Annotated in this window: 13 protein-coding genes; 2 read left to right on the forward strand and 11 right to left on the reverse strand. The window is 66.5% G+C overall.

All coding sequences use genetic code 11. From position 1 onward, the window contains the following. Positions 1–35: 35 nt before the first annotated feature. The 11 genes from AC56LU_RS18085 to AC56LU_RS18135 form a co-directional block, all read right to left on the reverse strand. Entirely contained in the window at positions 36–2,156 is a 2,121-nt protein-coding gene (locus AC56LU_RS18085; RefSeq protein WP_497176996.1) for a protein-disulfide reductase DsbD family protein, read from the reverse strand. A 243-nt stretch (positions 2,157–2,399) separates the two neighbouring features. Next, on the reverse strand, positions 2,400–4,397 hold the full coding sequence (locus AC56LU_RS18090) for an LTA synthase family protein (protein ID WP_497176997.1): 1,998 nt from the start codon (positions 4,395–4,397) through the stop codon (positions 2,400–2,402). Positions 4,398–4,662: 265 nt separating this feature from the next. Continuing rightward, positions 4,663–5,001, reverse strand: coding sequence for a four-helix bundle copper-binding protein (locus tag AC56LU_RS18095; RefSeq protein ID WP_497176998.1), 339 nt, complete (start codon positions 4,999–5,001; stop codon positions 4,663–4,665). Between the two features lie 75 nt (positions 5,002–5,076). Then, entirely contained in the window at positions 5,077–6,336 is a 1,260-nt protein-coding gene (locus tag AC56LU_RS18100; RefSeq protein ID WP_497176999.1) for an AGE family epimerase/isomerase, read from the reverse strand. Then, the gene (locus AC56LU_RS18105; protein WP_497177000.1) at positions 6,326–7,321 is read right to left on the reverse strand and encodes a LacI family DNA-binding transcriptional regulator; all 996 of its coding nucleotides are present in this window, start codon (positions 7,319–7,321) and stop codon (positions 6,326–6,328) included. The genes AC56LU_RS18100 and AC56LU_RS18105 overlap by 11 nt, the downstream gene beginning before the upstream one ends. Before the next feature lie 4 nt (positions 7,322–7,325). Then, positions 7,326–9,635 carry a GH92 family glycosyl hydrolase gene (locus AC56LU_RS18110; RefSeq protein ID WP_497177001.1) on the reverse strand — a complete coding sequence of 770 codons (2,310 nt, stop codon included), beginning with the start codon at positions 9,633–9,635 and terminating at the stop codon, positions 7,326–7,328. Further along, positions 9,632–11,977, reverse strand: a complete 2,346-nt coding sequence (locus tag AC56LU_RS18115; RefSeq protein ID WP_497177002.1) for a GH92 family glycosyl hydrolase — start codon at positions 11,975–11,977, stop codon at positions 9,632–9,634. Before AC56LU_RS18115 ends, AC56LU_RS18110 begins: the two co-directional genes overlap by 4 nt. Before the next feature lie 473 nt (positions 11,978–12,450). Further along, the gene (locus AC56LU_RS18120; protein ID WP_497177003.1) at positions 12,451–13,155 is read right to left on the reverse strand and encodes a phasin family protein; all 705 of its coding nucleotides are present in this window, start codon (positions 13,153–13,155) and stop codon (positions 12,451–12,453) included. Between the two features lie 972 nt (positions 13,156–14,127). Continuing rightward, positions 14,128–16,551 carry an ABC transporter permease gene (locus AC56LU_RS18125; RefSeq protein ID WP_497177004.1) on the reverse strand — a complete coding sequence of 808 codons (2,424 nt, stop codon included), beginning with the start codon at positions 16,549–16,551 and terminating at the stop codon, positions 14,128–14,130. A gap of 10 nt (positions 16,552–16,561) precedes the next feature. Then, entirely contained in the window at positions 16,562–17,242 is a 681-nt protein-coding gene (locus AC56LU_RS18130) for an ABC transporter ATP-binding protein (RefSeq protein ID WP_497177005.1), read from the reverse strand. Positions 17,243–17,266: 24 nt separating this feature from the next. Next, entirely contained in the window at positions 17,267–18,547 is a 1,281-nt protein-coding gene (locus AC56LU_RS18135; protein WP_497177006.1) for an efflux RND transporter periplasmic adaptor subunit, read from the reverse strand. Positions 18,548–18,761: 214 nt separating this feature from the next. Here AC56LU_RS18135 and AC56LU_RS18140 point away from each other — a divergent pair, with 214 nt between their 5' ends. Together AC56LU_RS18140 and AC56LU_RS18145 are read left to right on the forward strand one after the other, a co-directional pair. Beyond that, complete coding sequence (locus AC56LU_RS18140; RefSeq protein ID WP_497177007.1) at positions 18,762–20,120, forward strand: sigma-54-dependent transcriptional regulator; 1,359 nt, start codon at positions 18,762–18,764, stop codon at positions 20,118–20,120. Beyond that, positions 20,110–21,354, forward strand: coding sequence for a sensor histidine kinase (locus tag AC56LU_RS18145; protein WP_497177008.1), 1,245 nt, complete (start codon positions 20,110–20,112; stop codon positions 21,352–21,354). The genes AC56LU_RS18140 and AC56LU_RS18145 overlap by 11 nt, the downstream gene beginning before the upstream one ends. The last annotated feature ends 36 nt before the right edge of the window (positions 21,355–21,390 follow it).

Here is a 21,390-nt window from a genome sequence, read left to right on the forward strand (position 1 = left end):
CTGGTTGGTCTGCTTGATCTGCTACGTCTGCCACATCAAGGCGCGGCGAGTGCCTGCCTGACTTCATCCACGCTCGGCAGTTCCGACAGGAGCGTCGGCTGCGCGGCGCCATGCCGATACACGGCGTACACGGGCACGCCGCTGCGTCCCAGTTCCTTCAGTGCCTGCGTGATCGTTTCGTCGCGCCGGGTCCAGTCGGCGCGCAGCAGCACGACCCCTTTGGCCCGGAAGTCTTCCATGAGTCCCGGGTCGGCCAGGGTAGTGCGCTTGTTGTACTGGCAGCTGACGCACCAGGCGGCGGTGAAGTCGACGAACACCGGCCGACCTGCTTCGCGCGCCCTGGCCAGCGCCTGCGGCGACCAGGCCTGCCAGCCGCTTGCAGCGTCGGCCGCGACCACGCTCCCGGTGGTTTGCTGGAAGGCCGGCCAGGCCCAGGCGGCCGTTCCGAGCAGCGCCAGGCCGGCGGCGCCGATGCCGACGAGCTTGCCCGCCCGGCCGCGCGCCGGAATACCCAGCACCCAGGCGCCGAAGGCGGCGGCCACGACCAGGCCGAGCACCGCCGCGACCGCGTCGACCCCCGCCTGCAGCCCGAGCACCCACAGCAGCCAGACGACGGTGGCGAACATCGGGAAGGCCATGAAGGTCTTGAAGCGGACCATCCACGGTCCCGGACGCGGCAGCATGCGGGCGGCGGCCGGGAACAGGGTGGCCGCCAGGTAGGGCGCGGCCATGCCGGCGCCCAGCGCCGCGAACACCGACAATGCCTGCGGCGCGGGTTGCGACAGCGCGGCGCCGAGGGCCGCTCCCATGAAGGGCGCGGTGCAGGGCGAGGCGACCGCCACCGCCAGCACGCCGGTGAGGAAGTCGTCCAGCACCGGGTTGCGGGCGCGCGCATTCAGGATGCGGTCGGGCAGCATGTGATGGAACTCGAACAGGCCGGCCAGGTTGAAGCCGATCAGCGTGAACAGGATGGCCAGCGCGGCGACAAAGGCGGGCGACTGCAGCTGGAAGCCCCAGCCCAGCCCCTCGCCGCTGGCGCGCAGCACCAGGAGCAGCGCGGCCAGCAGCAGGAAAGAGGCGATCACACCGAGGGTGTAGGCCAGGCCGCCGGCCACGATGCGTCGACGGTCGCCGCCGTGCTGGGCGAAGCCGAGCACTTTCAGGGACAGCACCGGGAACACGCAGGGCATCAGGTTCAGGATCGCGCCGCCCACGAAGGCGAGGGCGAGCACCATCAGCCAGGGGCGGTCGGCGTCCAGGGGCGGCGGGGAGGCCACCGTGCTGGCCGCCGCCGGGGCTGCGGCGTCGGATTGCGGCCAGCCGCCCGAGATCGCGAAGCCGATGCGAAGGCCGGGTGCCTGGTGGTCCGCCGTGATGACGGCATCCATTGCGGCGGGGCTGTCGCTGCGCTGCGTTGCCAGCTGGGCGCGCAGCACCAGTCGCTCGCCTTGCCATTCCTGCTTCAGCGGCGCCGGATGTTCGAGCACACCGCCGTTTTCCGGGAACAGCTGCAGCGGCCTGCCGCGGTAGGCGGGCGGCAGGCCGGAGGCCTCGATGACCAGCGCACTGTTTTCCACCCGGGCGCTTGCTTCCAGTCCGGGCACGGCGCGCGGGGCGGCATCGAAGGCGCGCTGGAACAGCGTCGCATGCGTGGACATGGGGCCGGAGGTGAGCTCGGTATCGAGCTCCGCGAATTCAGGAATGCAGGCCTCTTCGCAGATCAGGAAGTCGGCGCGCAGCTTCACCGGCAGGGCGCCACCCTTGTAGCTGGCCGGCACGGTGAGGCGCACCGGCAGCAGCAGGTCGCCGTCGTAGCCGTAGTTCATCAGGGGGGCGAGCGGCATCTGCTTCGGGGTCGGCCAGGCGATCCCGCCGGCGGAGAAGCCACCCGGCAGGGTCCAGGCCAGGGTGGTGGGCAGGCCGGAGTCGCCCGGGTTCAGCCAGTAGGTATGCCAGTGCGGCTGGTGCTCGATGCGCAGGCCCAGCCAGACCTCCGCGCCGGGCTTGATGCCGCCGGGAGCGTGCACCAGCAGGCTTGCGCGCGCATGGCCGGTATCGGCCGAGGACGCGGCTTGCGCCCAGGCCGCGTGAAACATGAACACGAGCGCCAGCAGGAGACGCAGGAAGACAATTGTCGCTCGCGGTCTTGCATCCATCTTCTTGTTCCCTGTCTGGAAGTGCACCGCGGCCCACCCGCGGGACAATTCATCTTAGCAGGAACCAAAGCCAAAAAAGCAAGTCGGGATCTGCGACTTTGTTGCGATTTTGTTTCTGGACTAGCTGCCGCCAGCGTCTAACAAAACCCCAGGACAAGGGATGCGGCCACCCGACGCATCGGCGAAGGCAGTACGTTAGTACGACGAGACGATGCAACGCCGCCATGGGGGAATTGTCAGGCGCTAGGGCGCGAGCCGGTAGCGCTGCTCGCGATACAGCAGCGAAGGCAGCATCACATGCGCCATTGCCTGCTCGACCTGGGCCTGGCTAGGCACGCCCGCGTACGGATCGAGCATGCCGGTGGCGGCATCGTAACGCCCCAGCAGGGGCTTTTGTCCGGGGCGCAGGATGGTGGCCGAGCTGCCTTCGAGCCAGGTGAACAGGTTGCCGAACTGGATCAGGGCGCGGCCCGGCGTCGTGCTGTCGCGCACCAGGTCGCGCCCGATCATCGGGTGGGTGCTCGACACGCCCAGCAGCGACAGCAGGGTCGGGCCCAGGTCGACCTGGCTGGCGATCGTGGAAATGCGCCTGGGCTGGATGTCGGCGCCGAGGATCAGCCCCGGGATGTGGAACTTCTTGAGCGGCACCAGGGCGTCGCCGTAGACCCGGTTGTCGTGGTCGGCCACGATCAGGAACACGGTGTCCTTCCAGTAGTCCTGCTTTTTCGCTTCACGGATGAACTTGCCGAGCGCGTGGTCGGCATACTTCACCGCGTTATTGACGGTCTGCTTGTCCGGATCGTGCAGTGAGATCTTGCCATCCGGGAACTCGAAGGGTTCGTGGTTGGACGAGGTGAAGATCAGGCTGAAGAAGGGCTTGTCGGCGGCGTGCAGTGTCTGGAGGCGTTCCAGCGACTTGTCGAACAGGTCTTCGTCCGAGGCGCCCCAGCTGCCCACGAACTTCGGGCGCATCTCGGCGATGTCGACCACCTTGCGGAAACCGTTCCCGGTAAAGAAGCTGCGCATGTTGTCGAAGTGCGCCTCGCCGCCATAGACGAATTCAGTGTGGTAGCCCTGCTGGCCGAGGCCGGCCGCGAGCGTATAGAAATTCTGCTGGGCCAGCGACAGCTTGACCACGCTGCGCGCCGGCGTGGGCGCGTAGCCGGCGACCACCGCCTCGATGCCGCGCACCGAGCGCGTACCGGTGGCATAGAGCTGCTCGAACCACCAGCCTTCGTCCTTGAGCTTCTCCAGCTCCGGCGTCACCGGCAGGCCGCCCAGCGACTGCACGAAGGTGGCGCCCAGGCTTTCCTGCAGCACGATGACCAGGTTGAGCGGACGCGCGCGGGCGATCGCGGCCTGCTGGTGGTGCAGGGTCGGCAGCTCGGGATGGTCGAAGCGTGCATCGCGCAGCCAGGGCGCGGCCCGGACCTGTTCGAGCACCTTAGCACGCGGGATCTCGCCGTAGATCTCGGACGAGTTGGCTTCCTTGCTCATCGCGCCGATCGCGTCGAAGACCGACCAGGCCGAATTGATGATCAGGGAGTTGACCATCGAGTCGCCGGTCAGCGCGAACAGGGCGGGATTGGCCGGACGGTGGCCGGTGGTCGAGCGCACCTGCATGAACACGGCCAGGCAGATGAGCGGCCACACCAGCAACAGCTTGCGCGACGACCACATGCTCATGTCGCTGGAGGCGCGCCGCAACAGGCGGAACAGGACTGCCGACGCCACGACGGTGAGCCCCACGCCCAGCAGCAGGGCAGTGCGGAAGCCATTCCACAGCGTGGCGAACACTTCGTGCGGATAGGCCAGGTACTCGATGAACAGGCGGTTCGGGCGCACGTCGTACTGCATGATGAACTGTGGCGAGGACAGTTCCATGAAGACGATGAGTACCAGGGCGAAGGTGGCCCAGGCCACCGTGGCGACGCGCCAGAGGCGGGCCGAGAAGCGGTGCGCGAACAGGGGCGCCAGCAGTAGTGGGACCGCGATGAAATAACCGAGCAGGATCAGGTCGGCCCGTACGCCTTGCAGGAACAGCGCAGCCGCGATGCCGGTTGCCTGCACCCGTTCCCATTGCCAGGCGGCGAGCGCGATGCGCGACAGGGTGAGGATCGCCAATCCGAGGAGGAGCATTTGCACCAGGCTGGCGTAGGGCCCGGCCCAGCGGGTGAAGCGCGCCAGCCGTGCCGAAGGCGTGGTGTCGCGCAGGGTGGAGCTCGATGCTTTTGGAAACATGGAATTGCGCTGCCCGGTAAAAGAGCGTGGTCCAACACATCGTCGAGCGATGTCCCCTGGATGCGATGTGAAGCGTCGCAGCCTTATATGTATATGTATGCACAGATCATAGACGATGCTACGCAGCAACGGCTCAGTCCGGCGTTAGGGGGGTGTTAAGAAACTGTTAAAACGAGGCGTGCATACAACATAGACAACAGACGGCCGCGCCGGTTCGGTCCGGCGGGCGTCGGGGAGGGTTGCGGCTAGCGCGGTTTGAGGTGGATCAGATGTGGCGCTCGCGGGCGTGCTTGTCGCACTCGGCGGCGCAGCGCTCGCATGCCGCCTGGCATTCGGCGCAGTGCTGGTGCATGCCGGCGTGCTTCGCGCATTCGGCCGCGCAGGCACGGCAGATATGGGCGCACAGGGCGCAGTAGTCGCCGTGGTGCGGCGAGCCGCGCGAGAGCACGTTCAGGGTTGCGGTGCAGATGTCGGCGCAGTCGAGGTTGATCAGTGCGCAGTGGTTCTCGCCTTCACGGATGTCGGCCGCCGCGCAGGCCTGGCAGGCCCGCAGGGCCGCTTCGCAGGCCTCGATGCAGGATTGTACGTTTGCTTGTTCGCTCATCTTGATCTCCTTGCTGTAGTGGAGATGATCCTAGCGCAATGCTCGAGGGCCGAGCGCCCGATTCCCCGATGAAAGTCAGGCCGAGGCCTGCGAGGCGCGCCGGTACAGCGCCGGCATGATGTCGTAGCAGGCGCCCATCGTGTGGTAATCCACTTTGCCTGCGGGACTCTTCTCATCGGAATATTTGCGGTTATCCGCCGTCAGGATGCGGTACCAGGCGCCGTGCCGGTGGTCGACCAAATGCTCCCAGCAGTAGCGCCACAGGCGCTCGTAGTCCACCCAGTAGCGCTCGGCGCCGGTGCGCGCGCCAAGCAGCGCGGCCGCGGCCAGCGTCTCGGCCTGCACCCAGAAATACTTGTCGGCGTCGCAGACGCTGCCGTCCGGCGCGAAGCCATAGTGCAGGCCGCCGTGCTTGCCGTCCCAGGCATGGCGCAGCGCCCGCGCATACAGGTCCTGGGCGGTGGGCAGCAGCCAGTCGCGCGCGCCGGCCAGGAGCTGGCCGTGCGCCTCGAGCTGCAGCAGCAGCTTGCTCCATTCGGTGAAATGGCCGGGCTGGTAGCCCCAAGGGCGGAACAGGTTGGCCTTGTCGTGCAGGTTGAATTCCCAGTCGGGCTGCCAGTCCTGCGTGTAGTGTTCCCAGACCATGCCGCCGGCCCGCCCGGCCTGGCGCCGCGTGATGTTCTGGGCAAGCAGCTCGGCGCGGTGCAGGTAGGGCAGGTGCCGGGTCGCGCGGAAGGCGGCCAGCAGGGCTTCGCAGGCATGCATGTTGGCGTTCTGGCCGCGGTAGGGGTCGAGCACGCGCCAGTCGGCGCTGGCCTGGTCCGCATAGAGGCCGTGCTCCGGCTCCCAGAAGCGCTCTTCCATCAGCGCGAAGGTCTCGATGATCCAGCCGCGCGCTTCCTCCACACCTGCCATCAAGGCATGCGCGTAGGCCAGCAGCACGAAGGCCAGGCCGTAGCAATGGTTGTCGGCGTCCGTGACGCGCGCGGCGCCATGTTCCCAATCGAGCTGCCAGGCGTAGCCCCCGGTATCCGGATTGCGGTGCGCGCAGCGCAGGAAATCCAGGCCGTGGCGCACCATGTCCAGGTAAGCCGGGTCCTGGAACTGGCGCCAGGCATTCGCGAACACGAACACGAAGCGCGTGCTCGACACCAGGTGGCGTGAACGGCGCTCGTAGATGCCGCCGTCGTCGCGGAAGTAGTGGAAGAAGCCGCCGCTGGGATCGACACAGCGCGGGTAGTAGAAGGACATCGTGTGGGCGACGTGGCGCTCCAATGCGTCGGGCGAGAAGAAATCGGGCATCTGGTCCATGGTGTCCTTGTCCTTAATTGTCATCGCTGCTCTCGCGCACCACCAGCTGGACCGGAAGCGTCCGGTCGGCGTCACTCGCAGCTGCGGATACGGGGTTCTTTTCCAGCAGCAGCTCGACGCCCGTCGCGCCGAGCGCCTCCTTGTCGATGGCGATGCTGCTGAGCGGGGGAATGGCGCTGGCGGCGGCGCCGATATCGTCGAAACCAACGATCGCCAGGTCGTGCGGGATCTTCAGGCCGCGTTCCAGGCAGTGCTGCATCGCCGCCAGCGCCGTGCTGTCGTTGTAGCAGAACAGGGCGTCGGGCCGACGCGGCAGGGCCAGCAGGCCGTCCACCGCGCGCCGCAGATTCTCCAGCGGGTCGCCCACGCTCGGCAGCTGCACTTCCAGTTCCGGGTCGGCCAGCATGCGCGCCTCGAACAGGGCCTGGCGAAAGCCGCGGCTGCGTTCGTGGATACTGTGGTGGGCCAGCGAGCCGCACAACATGGCGACGCGCCTGCGCCCGAGGCGCAGCAGGTGGCGCGTGGCCAGGTAGCCGCCGAGCCGGTGGTCCGGATTGACACAGCGGTAGCCGGGCAGGCGCATGTCGAGCAGCACCAGCGGCTTGCCGGTGTCGCGCAGGGCGCCCAGCAGCTCGGGCTCGAAATAGCCGGCGCACAGCAGGGCGTCGGGCTGGTGCACCCGCACCAGGTCCAGCACCGACTCGGCCGGGCCGAGCACCACGAACGATAGCGCGATACCGTGCCGGCGGCAGGCTTGCTCGGCGCCGTGGAGCACCGGCAGGTAAAACGGGCTGGCGGACCGGGTGTCGTGCTGGCGGTGCAGCAGGAAAGCGACGCGCCGCACTTCTCCCTGGCGCAGCTTGCCGAAGTCGTAGCCCAGCTCGCGCGCTGCGCTGCGGATGCGGCTGCGCGTGTTCTCGCTCAAGCCGTCCTGGTTCTTCAGTGCGCGCGAAACCGTGCCGATCGAATAGTTGGTCGCCCTGGCAATGTCGCGGATCGTGACCGGCATCGGTTCAGCCTTCGTCTCGCACTACCTGGGGCCGGGCAGGATCGCGCGAGAACGAGTAGGGGACATCCGCCTCGCGGGTGCCGCGTACCCGGTTAGGCTGCGCCGACATGCTGAAGTCGAGGGTGGCTCCCTGCAGCAGTTCCGCATGGCCGAGCCAGTTGCGCTCGACGCGCTTGCCGTCGATGCGCAGCGCGTCGACGTAGCGGCCGGCGCCGACGGCGCGCACGGTGAGGCTGCGCCCGTTCTCCAGCTTCACGGTGGCCTTCGGGAACAGCGGCGTGCCGACCACGTACTGGTTCACGCCAGGGGTCACCGGATAGAAGCCGAGCGCCGAGAACACGTACCAGGCCGAGGTCTGGCCGTTGTCCTCGTCGCCGCAGTAGCCGTCCGGGGTCGGCGCGTACATGCGGTCCATGGTCTCGCGGATCCAGTGCTGGGCCTTCCATGGTGCGCCGGCGTAGTTGTACAGGTAGATCATGTGCTGGATCGGCTGGTTGCCGTGGGCGTATTGACCCATGTTCGCGATCTGCATCTCGCGGATCTCGTGGATCACCGACTTGTAGTAGCTCTCGTCAAAGATGGGCGGCAGCGTGAATACGGAATCGAGCTTGTCCACGAATGCCTTGCGCCCGCCCATCAGTTTGACCAACCCGTCCACGTCATGGAACACCGACCAGGAATAATGCCAGCTATTCCCCTCGGTGAAGGCGTCGCCCCACTTGAACGGATTGAACGGCGACTGGAAACTGCCGTCCTTGTTCTTCCCGCGCATCAGGCCCGTCTCCGGATCGAACAGCTTCTTGTAGTTCATGCTGCGCCGGGCATAGATGTCGATCTCCGCCGCCGGCTTGCCGAGCGCCCGGCCGAGCTGGTAGATGGTGAAGTCGTCGTAGGCGTATTCCAGCGTGCGCGCCGCATTCTCGTTGATGCCGACGTCGTAGGGCACGTAACCCAGCTCGTTGTAGAACTTGACGCCCTTGCGTCCGACCGCCGACACCGGGCCTTCGTTGTCGGCGCCATGCTTGAGGGCCTGCCACAGGGTCTCGATGTCCTGGCCGCGCACGCCCTTGATCCAGGCGTCGGACACCACCGAGGCCGAGTTATTCCCGATCATGATGTCGGCGTAGCCGGGGCTGGACCACTCGGGCAGCCAGCCGCCTTCCTTGAAGGCGTTGGCCAGGCCCTCCTGCATCTCGCGGTTGATGCTCGGGTAGACCAGGTTCAGGAAGGGGTAGAGGGCGCGGAAGGTGTCCCAGAAGCCGGTGCCGGCGAACAGGCGGCCGGGCAGCACCTGGCCGTTGTACGGACTCCAGTGTACCGGCTTGCCCGCGGCGTCGAGCTCGTACATCCTGTTCGGGAACAGCACGGTGCGGTACAGGCTCGAATAGAAGGTGCGGGTCTGGTCGACCGTGCCGCCCTCCACCGACAGCTTGCCCAGCACGGCATTCCACAGGGCCTTGGCCTTGGCGCGCGTGGCATCGAAATCGTCCTGGCCGAGTTCGCGCTGCAGGTTCAGTTCGGCCTGCTCGAAGCTGATGAACGAGGACGCCACCCGCATGTGGACCTTCTGGCCCCTGGCGGTGGCGAAGCCGAGCAGGGCGCCGCTGTGATTGCCCTGGTTTTCCAGCTTGCCTTCTTCGAGCGTCTCTCCCTGCCAGGTGTCGGTGGAGGTGAAGGGCTGGTCGAACTCGATGACGAAGTAGTTGCGGAAGTTCTTCGGCAGCGGGCCGCGCCGGTGCAGGGTGCTGTAGCCGATCACCCGGCGCTGGCCTGGAATGATCTTGACCCAGGAGCCCTTGTCGAACGCATCGACGACCACGTAGCTGGCATCGGACTTGGGGAAGGTGAAGCGGAACTGGGCCGCGCGCTCGGTCGGCGCGATCTCGGTCGTCACGTCGGCGTCGGCCAGGTACACGCTGTAGTAATAAGGCTTCGCGACTTCCGCCTTGTGCGAGAACCAGCTGGCCCGCGCATCCTGGGTGAAGCGCTTGGACCCGGTCACGGGCATGATGGCGAACTGGCCGTAGTCGTTCATCCAGGGCGAAGGCTGGTGGGTCTGTTTGAAGCCGCGGATCTTGTCGGCGTCGTAGGTGTAGGCCCAGCCGTGGCCCATCTTGCCGGTCTGCGGCGTCCAGAAGTTCATGCCCCAGGGGACGGCGATCGCCGGGTAGGTATTCCCGTTCGAGAGCTCCGGCTTGCTCATGGTGCCCATCAGGGGATTGACCCATTCCACGGGGTCGCTCACCTTGCCGACGGTCTGGGCCTGAGCGGCGCATGCAGCCAGCAGGAATATCGCGCCAATCAGCCGCATCATGGCTGGTAAGCCGTCTGGGTGTACGGACGGTCGTTGCGCTCCTTGCCCCAGTCTTTATTTGGCGTGGCCTGCATCGTAAACACCAGCTCGCCGCCGGCGCTGATCTCCTCGTGCTTCAGGAAACTGCGGGCCAGCGGCTTGCCGTTCAGGGTGACGCGCCCCACGTAGGCGTTCGCCTCGCTGAGATTCTCGGCGCGCACCGTGAAGCGCTTACCGTTCGGCAGGTCCAGCCGCGCGCGTTCCAGGAAGGGACGTCCGATCACGTACTCGTTGCTTCCCGGCGCCACCGGGTAGAAACCCAGCGCGGTGAAGGCGAACCAGGCCGACATCTGGCCCAGGTCGTCGTTGCCCGACAGGCCGTCCGGACGGTTGTGGTACTGGGTCGCCATGATCCGGGTCAGGCGTTCCTGGGTGCGCCAGGGCGCGCCGGCGAAGTTGTACAGGTAGGCCACGTGGTGCGAGGGCTCGTTGCCATGGGCGTAGTGGCCGATCAGGCCGGCGATGTCTTCCATGTGGGCGTAGGTGTCGTCCTTGATCTTCGCTTCGAACACTTCGTCGATCCTGGCCGCCATGGCGCTGTCGCCGCCCAGCATCGATATCAAGCCGGCGTTATCGTGCGGCATATACCAGGAATACTGCCAGGCGCTGCCCTCGGTGTAGTCGCTGCCGTAGCCCGACTGGGTCGGGTTGAACGGGGTGCGGAATTCGCCGGTCGACTTGCGGGCGCGAATGAACCCGGTCTCCTTGTCGAACACGTTGCGGTAGTTCTGGGCGCGCTTGTAGTAGGCGCTGGCGACGTCCTTCCTGCCTATCTTCTCGGCCATGCGCGCGATGGTCCAGTCGTCGAACGCATATTCCACGGTCTTGGACGCCGCTTCCGGCTCGCGGTCGATCGGCACGTAGCCGAGCTTCATGTAGTGTTCCAGCCCGCCGTAGGGGCCGTATTCTGCGCTGGCCGTCATCGCCGCCAGCGCCTTGTCCGCGTCGAAACCGCGGATGCCCTTCATGTAGGCGTCGGCGATCACCGGCACCGCGTGGTAGCCGATCATGCACCAGGTTTCCAGGCCATGGAAAGACCATACCGGCAGGATGCCGTGCGGGCTGTGCTCGCGCGCGGCGATCAACGAGTTCACGAAGTCCGCGTTGCGCTTCTCGGGCGCCACCAGCGTGAGCAGCGGGTGCAGGGCGCGGTAGGTGTCCCACAGCGAGAAGGTCGAATGGAAGTCGAAGCCTTTGGCCTGGTGCACCGCGTTGTCCGGCCCGCGGTAACGGCCGTCGCGGTCCATGAACAGCGAGGGCGCCAGCATGCTGTGGTACAGGGCGGTGTAGAACATGGTGCGCATCGGCTCGGGGGCCTCGGCCTTCACCGAGGACAGCGCCGAGTTCCAGGCGGCGCCGGCGCGGGCGCGCTCGGCCTCGAAGTCCCAGCCCGGCATCTCGTCCAGGTTGGCGAGCGCATTGTCTTCGCTGACCGGGGACAGCGCGACCTTGACCAGCAGGGTGCCATCCTGGGGGGCGCCGAATTCCAGCGCCGCCACCAGGGCCTTGCCCTCGACCAGGACCTTGTCGGCCGGGGTCTTGCCCGGTGCGGCGAAACCGCGGTATTCGATGGCTTCTTCGCGGTTGTGCAGCTGGTGCGCGCTCATCGGGCGCGAGAATTTCACTGCAAAGTAGAGCTGGCGGCCCGGCGCCCAGCCGCGCGTCTCGCGCATGCCGGTGAGGGTGGTGGCATCGCGCACGCGCAGGCGCGACCACAGGTTCTTGCCGGCGTAGTCGTAGATGCTGGAGCGCAGGTCGAGGACCACCTTGGCCGAGGCATCCTTGCCGAAGCGGTAGCGGTGCAGGCCCACGCGCTCGCTGGCGGTCAGCTCCACGTCGACCTCGTTGTCCCGCAGGCGCACCGCGTAGTAGCCGGGCTCCGCCTTTTCCTGGTCGTGCGAGAAGCGCGAGCGGTAGCCGGAATGGGGCCGCTCGGGATAACCCGGCTCCAGTTTCAGGACGCCGCTCGTGGGCATCAGGAGCACGTCGCCCAGGTCCGAGTGGCCGCTGCCCGAGAAGTGGGTGTGCGAGAAGCCGAGGATCGAATTGTCCTCGTAGCGGTAGCCCGCGGCCCAGGGATAACTCTGGCGGAAGTGGCGCACCTGGGTATCGGGGCTGAGCTGCACCATGCCGAAGGGGCGGGTCGCGCCGGGGAAGGTGTGGCCGTCGCCGCCGGTGCCGATGAAGACGTTGACGGCTGCCGCCGGGGAGCCGGGAGCGGCGGCATGGGTGGCCGTCGTGGCGGATGCCAGTGTGGCCAGCAATGCAAGGATGGGGAGGGCGCGGATCGGGCGAACGGTCATGGGGTCTCCAACAGTGGCGGCAAGCGCATTCTTGTCTCTCGCATGTATAAGCCGAGTTTGCTTTTTGAGCAATAATGCGATGGTAACCCAGCCATTGTTTAGCTTGTTTACTAAACATTGCTGGGTTAGCAGCCAGGATGTTTTCGGATTTTCCCGTCGAAGGCGTGATTGCGAAGTGAGCGGTTTGGGAGACGCACTGAGTACGAACGAAATTGTCTACTTGCCTTGAAAGCAAGGAAGGACTTACGCTGGTTCTGTTAAATGCGCGTTATCGGGCCAGAAGCGCTCAACGCGGAACGCAGCGGCATCGAGCCGCTGACGTGGCTGAAGAGGCAAGGCCGGTCGCAGCCCTTGATAACAGCCGATGCGCGACAAAGGTCGGGATGACAGGGGATGTTCGTGAATAAGCAGTAGCGCTTGTATGCCCGTCTCGTGAGACGACAATTACCGGCTGAGCCAGATCAAGTTGGATTTCACGGGTTCCTGTTGTTTGATTGCTGAGCTGGTCGAGCTACCGGGCCCTGCACATGGCCATAACATGAACCGTTCTCTGCCAAACTGTCGAAATGCATGCTCGCGCCCTCGGCTTCGTGGGCACCATCGTGGGCAACGTCGTGGGCAACTTCATAGTCAAGGTCGAACTGCAGGCTCGCGCCCGCGCCCTCGCGGGCACTTTGCGGGGTCGCTTTGGCTTGAACACTACCGTTGCCGCGTTGCATTCCTTCCTTCTGAAACGGGTCGCGAAACTTCTTCAGGGTTTCTTTCTTCAGGCGCAGGTTGACGTCGGACTCTGCAGCAGTGACACGCGTCACCTCGTCTACCCATGCACATTCGGTACGGATAGTTTCTGGTTCGTGCTGGTGGGGGACACTCGCCAACTCGACCGGGGTAGCGGCCGCAAGAGGGGATGGAGGCTGCTGACAGGCACGCAGCTTTTTGGGTGCCGGCTGGGTGCCGGACATGACAGCCCCTATTACATCGCTGGCATGCTTGTTAGTGAGCATGCGCTGGCTGGTTTTCATGCTTGCCTCGAGCATCGTCTGGCTGAACTTGAGATTAGCCTGGTATAGACTTTGGAAGGAACCTAATAGCGATGTGGACAGGAAGTTAAAGAACGCGATCCGTGGGTCCAGATGGGAACGGACAACAGGATTGACGAGTTGCGAGAATGGGAACATAGCGGTCCTTTTCGGCGTTAAGCCGCATGAAAGGTGATTACGTGAGGAATGGCATGCGATGGCGCCTGGAGAGCCAGGGAAAAAGCAACTGCATGCTGCTCGAATGCAGACTCACAGAGGGTATCGCCCGAGACTGACACTATGCCCTCTCCCGTGGCACGCACGGGACAAACATGCAAAAGTATTTACGCTCATTAAATTCCGGCAATGTTTGCGGATCGCCCTTGCTTGAGGCTGGCGCCAGACCGAAGGCCGGTTGCATCCACAGTCACGAAAAAGACTAACAATGGAAAGTCACGTGCCGGCAGCACCTGGTTTGGCATCGGCATCGTTGCGCTGCGAACGGCCATGTTACGGCCGCGATTCCTGATGCGGAGCGGCGAACAGCTTTGTCTACGACTACGATGGGCGATTTTATCCGGCCGCAATAGTCCGTGATTTTTCGCCTTTGGCAAGGTGTTATGCTGAGTCCAACGGCCGGGTTCGGTCAAAAAAGCAGACGTAGTACGACTAATACATGAAAGATGTTGGGTTTTCCATAGAGCCAATAACGCGCAAAATGGTGAATAAATGAGAGAACTGGTGGTTGCTACGCTGAAATTTCTAGGGGCGGGAGCTTTGATGTCAGTTTTTGCCGGCATTGGAACTTACTACGTGGCGGAGTTTCCAAGTGTGCGATTGGCCATTGCGATGGCTTGCATACCGCTTGCAATTGTCTTGATTCATAGTTTTCCAGTGCTTGTTCAGATATGGAAGATGTGGCGAGCGAACTAGGGTGGCACAGGACCGGTGTAGACGACCGGGCAAGCACCAAGGTAGACCGGGACGCTCATGGCAACGGCAGCTTTGGGTCGGTTGCGGTCCCTCGTCGACTGGCTGAACCACGGTCGATAGCGGCCGTGAACTAAACAAAGGCCGGACGCATCTCGGCGTCCGGCCTTTGTTCCTTGGCCGACATCGGCCAGGCCGGGTTTACTCGCGCAAGGCCTGCGCCGGCCGGATCTGCACCGCCGCCACCGCATGGCGGACGGTCGAGCCCATCGCCACCAGCGCGGCCACGGCCAGGGCCGCCGCCAGGGTCCAGGCGCCCACCGGCGCCTGCTCGGTGAAGCCGGCCAGGTAGCGCTGCACCGCCACGAAGGCGACCGGGAGCCCGAATAGGGCGCCGATCGCGATCAGCACCACGAACTCGCGCGCCACCAGGCGGCCGATGGCGGCGTGGCCGGCGCCATACAGCTTGCGCAGGACGATCTCGCGCGCCTTGCGCTGCACGCTGTAGGCCGCCAGCACGTAGATGCCGAAGGCCGCGATGGCGGTGGCGATCACGCTCGATGCGGCGAGCAGCTTGGCCATGCGCAGGTCGTCCGCATAGCTGAGCGCGAACATGGACGACACGCGCTGCACTTCCAGCACGTCGTTCGGGAAGTAGCGCGGCCACAGTTCCTCGATCGCGCGCTGCACGGCCTGCTGATCCGCACCGGTCCGTACGGTAAACACGCCGGTGCGATCGCCCGGGAAGTAGACCGTGGCCTGCATCTCCTCGCGCGCCGAGCGGTGCCGGATGTCGGGCGCCACCCCGATCACCTGCATCCTGTCCTCGCCGCTCGGGGTGATGATGAACTTGCCGACCGCATCCTGGGCGCTTGCGAACCCGAATTTGCGCACGCCCGCTTCATTGATGACGATCTTGTCCTCGTCTTCGACCTTGTCGCGCGCCGGTTCATACAGTCGTCCGGCAGCCGGCTTGAGGCCGTACACGTCGAAGAAATCGGGGCTGACCTGCCGGTTATTGATCTCGATCGGGCTGCCACCCTCGCGTTGCAGGGCCGTGCTGTTGAAGTTGACGGTCACCGTCGACTCGCTGACGCCCACCCCGGTCACGCCCGGGATCCGCGCCAGGGCGTCGCGGAAGGCGCGCACGTTGGCGCTGCGCATGTCGTCCGAGGTCGCCACGCTCAGCAAGGGCGCGGGGTCGAAGCCGGGATCGAGGGTGCTGGCGTAGCGGGTCTGCCAGGCCACGGCCAGCGTCAGGCTGGTCAGGCCCATCGCAGTGGCGAACTGCAGCACCGTGAGCACGCGGCGCAGGCGCAACCCGCCCACGGTCTCGCTGTTGCCGCGCCCGGCCAGCGCCGCCGTCGGGCGCACCTTGACGGCCGACCAGGCCGGGTAGGCGCCGGCCATCAGGCCCACGAACACGCCCAGCAGCAGGCTCAGGCCAAGCGAGAGCGGTGTGAACATCTGGTCCAGCTTGCGCTGCACCAGGTCGGAGAACACCGGCAGCAGCAGCCAGGCCAGCAACAGGCCGATCGCGGTCGCGATCAGGCAGACCAGAACCGACTCGGCCAGGAAGTGGCGGCTTACCGCCTGCGTCGAGGCGCCGAGCACCTTGCGCACGGCGATCTCGCGCTGGCGGCGCAGGGTGCGCACGGTCGCCAGGTTGACGTAGTTGGTGGCGGCCAGTACCAAAATCAGCGCGCCCACCGCGCCCAGGCCGAAGATGGTCTTGCGGTCGCCATGGGTCGGCGAAAAATCCTTGATCAAGGGGTCGAGGTAGGCTTCGCTCAGCGGACCGAGGCGGAAGTCGATCAGGTCGCGGCCGTTGAGGGACGCGATCTGTTCCGGGCTCATGCGCTTGATGAAGCTCGAGGCCAGCATCGCGCGCCGTACCGAGTCGAGCACGGTCCGCGGATCCGCGCCGGGGAGCAGCTTGACATACACGCCGCCGTGCGAGGAACCCCAGTTGGTGGTCACCAGCTGCCGGTACTCGTCCTTCCAGATCGTGGTGCGGCTGCCCGCCAGCGACGCATAGGGCAGGGTGGTGGCGGCCGGCTGGTCTTCCAGCAGGGCCGTGATGCGGTAGGGTTGACCGGCCACCTGCACGGTCTTGCCGACCACGTCGATGCTGCCGAACAGTTTCGTCGCCGTCTCGCGCGTGAGCGCCAGCGTGTCCGGCCGGGCCAGGGTCACGGCGAGGTCGCCCGCCAGCACGGTCGGCTGGAAGATCCGGCGGAAGTCGGGATCGACCACCGTCACGCTGATCTTCTGCACCTGGCCACCGACCCTGACGTCGATGCTGCGTTCGATGAAGGCGCTGGCCAGAACCGGGGCGCCGCTGGCGAGTACGCCGTCGCGCGCCGGCAGGCTGCTGGAATCGTTCCAGTGGCCGCTGGCGCTGGCGATGTTCCACTTCTGCATGAGGCGGTAGACGTGTTCGCGCTGCGGCACGTGGCGGTCGTAGGACAGCGAATGGGCCACGTAGCCGAGCAGCAGGAAGCAGGTGGCGAAGCCGACCGCCAGCCCCAGCACCACCACGGCCGAGTAGCCGGGTTCCTTGACCAGCAGGCGCCAGCCGATGCGGAAATCGCGGAAGAAGCGGAAAAGCGAGCGCAGGATCATTTGTCGCTCCTCATGCGGCCTGCAGGGCGTCGACCACCACGCGGCCGTCGACCAGGTGCAGGGTGCGCGAGGCCTGGGCCGCATGCGCCGGCGAGTGGGTGACCATGACCACGGTCGTGCCCTCGGCGTTGATGTTGCGCAGCAGGCGCATCACCTCGTCGCCATGGGCGGTATCCAGGTTGCCGGTCGGTTCGTCGGCAAGCAGCATGCTGGGCTCGGCCACCAGGGCGCGCGCGATCGCCACGCGCTGCTGCTGGCCGCCCGACAGTTGCGAAGGACGGTGTCTGGCGCGGTGCGCCACGCCCAGACGATCGAGCATGGCATCGACGCGGCGGCGGCGCTCGGCGGCCGCGGTGCCGGTGTATTCGAGCGCCAGCTCGACGTTCTCGAACACGCTCAGCTCCTCGATCAGGTTGAAGCTCTGGAAGATGAAGCCGACCCGTCCGCGGCGCAGCGCGTTCAGGCGCGCCTCGCTCCAGCCGGCCACGTTCTGGCCTTCGAAGAAGTAATCGCCTTCGTTCGGCACGTCGAGCAGGCCGAGTACGCTCAGCAGGGTGGACTTGCCGCAGCCCGAAGGCCCGGTGATGGCGACGTATTCGCCGGCCGCGATGTCGAGGTCGACGCGGTCGAGGGCGCGGGTCTGCACTTCGCCCGCCTGGTGGATCTTGGAGACGCCCCTGAGTTGCAGCATGGTGCTTCCTTTCTTGTTGAAGTTTTAGTTGAGTTGGAGCTGTTCGGCCTTGCCGAATGGTCCGTAGCTGGAAATGATGACCTGCTCGCCGGCGGCCAGGCCCGACAGGACTTCGATGTGGCTGTTGTTGCGGCGCCCCAGGCGTACCGGGCGCTTCTCGGCGCGGCTGTTTGCCTTGTCCACCACGAACACCCACGCCCCGCCGGTGTCGTTCACAAACGCCCCCAGCGGCAGCAGCAGGGCCTGGGCCGACTGGCCGAGGGTCAGCTGCGCGTCCAGGCTCTGGCCAGGGCTGATCACCGCCGGCTGGGCGCCGAGGAACACCATTTCGGCGGTGAAGCGGCCATCGCGGATCTGCGGGAACACGCTGCTTACCTGCAGCGCATAAGGCTTGCCGTCCTGGGTCACGCTGCCCGCCAGGCCGCGCGTGACGCGGCTCAGGTAGAACTCGTCGACCTGGACCGAGAGCTTGAAGCGCTGCGGGTCGTCGATGCGGCCGATGTTCTGGTTGGGCTGCACGGTCTGGCCCACCTGCAGGCGGAAGTCGGTCAGCATGCCGGCCGCCGGCGCCCGCACCGCCAGCGCATCAACGGTGGCGCTCACCAACCGCAGGCCGGAGGCCAGGCCATCGATCGCCGTTTCCATCTGCTGCAGGCCCTGCTTTCGCACGCTTTCCTCGGTGTCGAAGCGGCGCTGTTCGTTCTCGAGCATGCGGCGCTGCTGCGCCAGTCGGTCGCTTGACTCTTCCAGCGCCACAGCCGAGATGAAGCCCTGCTGCGACAGGCGGCTATTGCGGACATGCTGCTTCTCGGCCTGCTGCACCGCGAACTCGGCGTCCGACAAGCGTCGGCGGTGCTCGCTGCGGCTGGTTTCCTGGGCCACGCGCAGGTTGGCCAGGTTCGAGATCTGCTGCGCGTGTTCGGCCTGGCGTTCCAGCAGGGCCAGGTTGCGCTGCGGGTTGGACAGGCGGAACAGCAGCTGGCCTTTGGCGACCGACTGGCCGTCCTGCACCAGCACTTCCTCGACCCGGCCCGACTCCACCGAATCGAGCATGATCGAATTGAGTGGCTGGGCGGTGGCGCGCACGACGATGTCGTCGCGGAAGATGCCGTTGGCCGCGCTTGCCACGCGCACGTCGGCGCTTGCCACCTGCAGGCCGTGCGGCATCAGGTGCCAGGCGCCGGCGGCAAAGGCGCCGAGCAGGGCGAGGATGACGCCGGCGCGCACATACAGCTTGCTGCGGCGCGTCGGTGCCACGGTATCCATGGCGGCGCCGGTGACGGCGTGGGGAGGGAGTCGGTCCATGTTCTTCAAGTGTCGTGCGTCCGGGTTTGCGATGCCTCAGTCATCGCAACTTCCGTGCCACCCGGTTTTTTGCCCCTTTCGGCAGACTTGCGGACAAAAGTGTCCGGATCCGGACAGGTATGCATGTTCGCAGGCGGACAGCTGTCCGCCGGGCTGTCCACCGCGGGGTTTTCCGCTGCTAGAATGCGCTCTGTGTTTACCTGCGCAGAGCCGAATGTCCCCATCGACCGCATCCATCCTGATCCTCGACGATGACGAGGACGTCGCCTGCGCCGCGCAGATGCTGCTGCGCCGGCGCCATGGACGGGTCGCGACCCTGGGCGACCCGCGCGGACTCGACGCCCAGCTGGCCGAGGCGATGCCGGACGTGGTGCTGCTGGACCTGAATTTCACCCCTGGCCGCATCGATGGCGCCGAGGGGCTGGCGGTGCTTGGCCGCCTGCGTGCGCTGGCGCGCCCGCCCAGCGTGATCGCACTGACCGCCTACGCCGACATTCCCCTGGCGGTCGAGGCGCTCAAGCGCGGCGCCAGCGACTTCATCACCAAGCCCTGGGACAACGCGCGCCTGGTGGCGGCGGTCGAGAGTGCGCTGGCGCGCCAGGCCAGCGCCGTTCCGATGGGCGCTGTTCCGGCGGCCGCATCGCCCTTGATGGGCGACTCCGCCCCGATGCGCGAGCTGCGCGCCATGATCGCCGCGGTCGCGCCCACCGAGGCCAACGTGATGGTGCTCGGCGAGAACGGCGTTGGCAAGGAACTGGTGGCGCGCGCCATCCATGCCGCTTCGAAGCGCGCCGGCGCCACCTTCCTCGCGGTGGACATGGGCGCGCTGCCGGAAGCGACCTTCGAGAGCGAACTGTTCGGCCACCGCAAGGGCTCGTTCACCGATGCGAGAAGCGACCGTGCCGGCCGCTTCCAGGCCGCGCGCGGCGGCAGCCTGTTCCTCGACGAGATCGGCAACATGCCGCTCGGCGCGCAGGCCAAGCTGCTCACCGCGCTGGAGCGGCGCGAAGTCACGCCGCTCGGGGCAGATCGTGCCGAACCGATCGACGTGCGCATCGTCAGCGCCACCAACCTGGATGAAGCGCGCCTGTTCGATCCCGCCGTGTTCCGGCCCGACCTGCTGTTTCGCCTGAATACCATCGTGCTGCGCGTGCCGCCGCTGCGCGAGCGCCGTGACGATATCCCGCAGCTGCTGCACCACTACCTGTCGCTGTACGAATCCCAGTACGGGCGCCCGGTGCGCGAGCTGGCGCCGAGCACCTTGGAAGCGCTGTGCGCCTGGTCCTGGCCCGGCAATGTGCGCGCACTGCGCCATGCCTGCGAGCGCGCGGCGATCCTGGCGGCGCAGGCGGAGTACCGCTTCGAGGACTTCGGGCTGGCCGCGCCCGCAGCCACACCTGTCGTCGAATTGCCGGCCATGGCGGCACCCGAGGAATTCAGCCTCGGCACGCTGGAACGCGAGACCATTGCCGCCGCCCTCGACAAGGCCAAGGGCAACATCAGCCTGGCGGCGCGCATGCTGGGGGTCAGCCGCGCCGCGCTGTACCGCAAGCTGGGCAAGCATGGCATCTGAAGCGCGGGAGTCAAGGCTCAAGGCCGCTGTCCTGTTGTGCGTGGCGGGCATCGCCGTACTCGGCTTCGGCGCGGGGATGGTCCATGATTCTCCGCGCCTGGTGGTTCTTTGCGGCCTGGCGGCGCTGCCCCTGCTGTTCACGCTGTGGCGCAGCCTGGAGCGCCTGGCGATGCTGCGCCACCCCAAGCCGCCCGAGCCCAAGGCCGTACTGAGCATCGAGCAGCAGCACCTGGTCGACAATGCGCTGGCGCTGGAGACTAGCCTGGAGCACGCCCCGATCGCCTTGTTCCGCATCGACCTGGCAGGCGAGAAGCATGCCGTCAGCCCCCTCAACGGCAATGCGCGCAGGCTGGTGGCGCCGGGCCGCGCCAGCGATCCGGGTGCGCTGTACCTGCAACTGGCCGGGCAGCGGGGCGAGCACCGTACGATGATCCAGTTCGACACCGAGCGTGGCGTCGAGCGTGCGCTGCTGGCGGTATCCGAGCTGGCGCTGCAGGGCAGGGCGCAACGCCTGGCCGCGCTGATGCCGGTCGAGAGCGAGCTGGAAGCCGCGGCGCTGGACGCCTGGCGCCAGCTGGTGCATGTGCTGACCCACGAGATCATGAATTCGCTCACCCCGGTGGCCTCGCTGTCGCGCACCGCGCGCGACATGGTCGAGGACTGCCGCGCGGTGCTGCCGGTGGACGTCGGCCATGACCTGGCGATCGCCCTCGACGCCATCAGCCGGCGCGCCGACAGCCTGGCCGACTTCGTGGCCAGTTACCGCAGCCTGTCGAACGTGCCGCCGGCGCGGCCGGAGCGCTTCCAGGTCGGCGCCCTGTTCGAACGGGTGCGCGCGCTGGTGAGCCCGGCCTGGTGCGCGCGCGGCGGCGAAGTGCAGTTTTCGGTGGAGCCGGCGACGCTCGAGCTGGTGGCCGACCCGGGGCAGCTGGAGCAGGCCTTGATCAACCTGCTGAAGAACGCCTTCGAGGCGACCGGCGGCATCCCCAAGGCCGGCGCGCGGGTCAGCGCGCGCCTGGTGCGCGGCGGCCGGCTGCGCATCGAAGTGGCGGACGACGGCGCCGGCGTGCCGCTTGATCTGGTCGCGCATATCTTCACACCGTTTTTCACGACGAAGAAGCAGGGCGGCGGCATCGGGCTGGCGATGGTGCGTCACCTGGTGCACGAGAACGGCGGGACGGTGCGCTATGCGCGGCCGGTGGGGGCGGGGGCACGCTTCGTGATCAGCTTCTGAGGGTGCGCGCCAGAGAGGTGGTCGATCAGGCGTGCA

The sequence above is a fragment of the Telluria sp. PB2R4 genome, assembly GCF_059685695.1.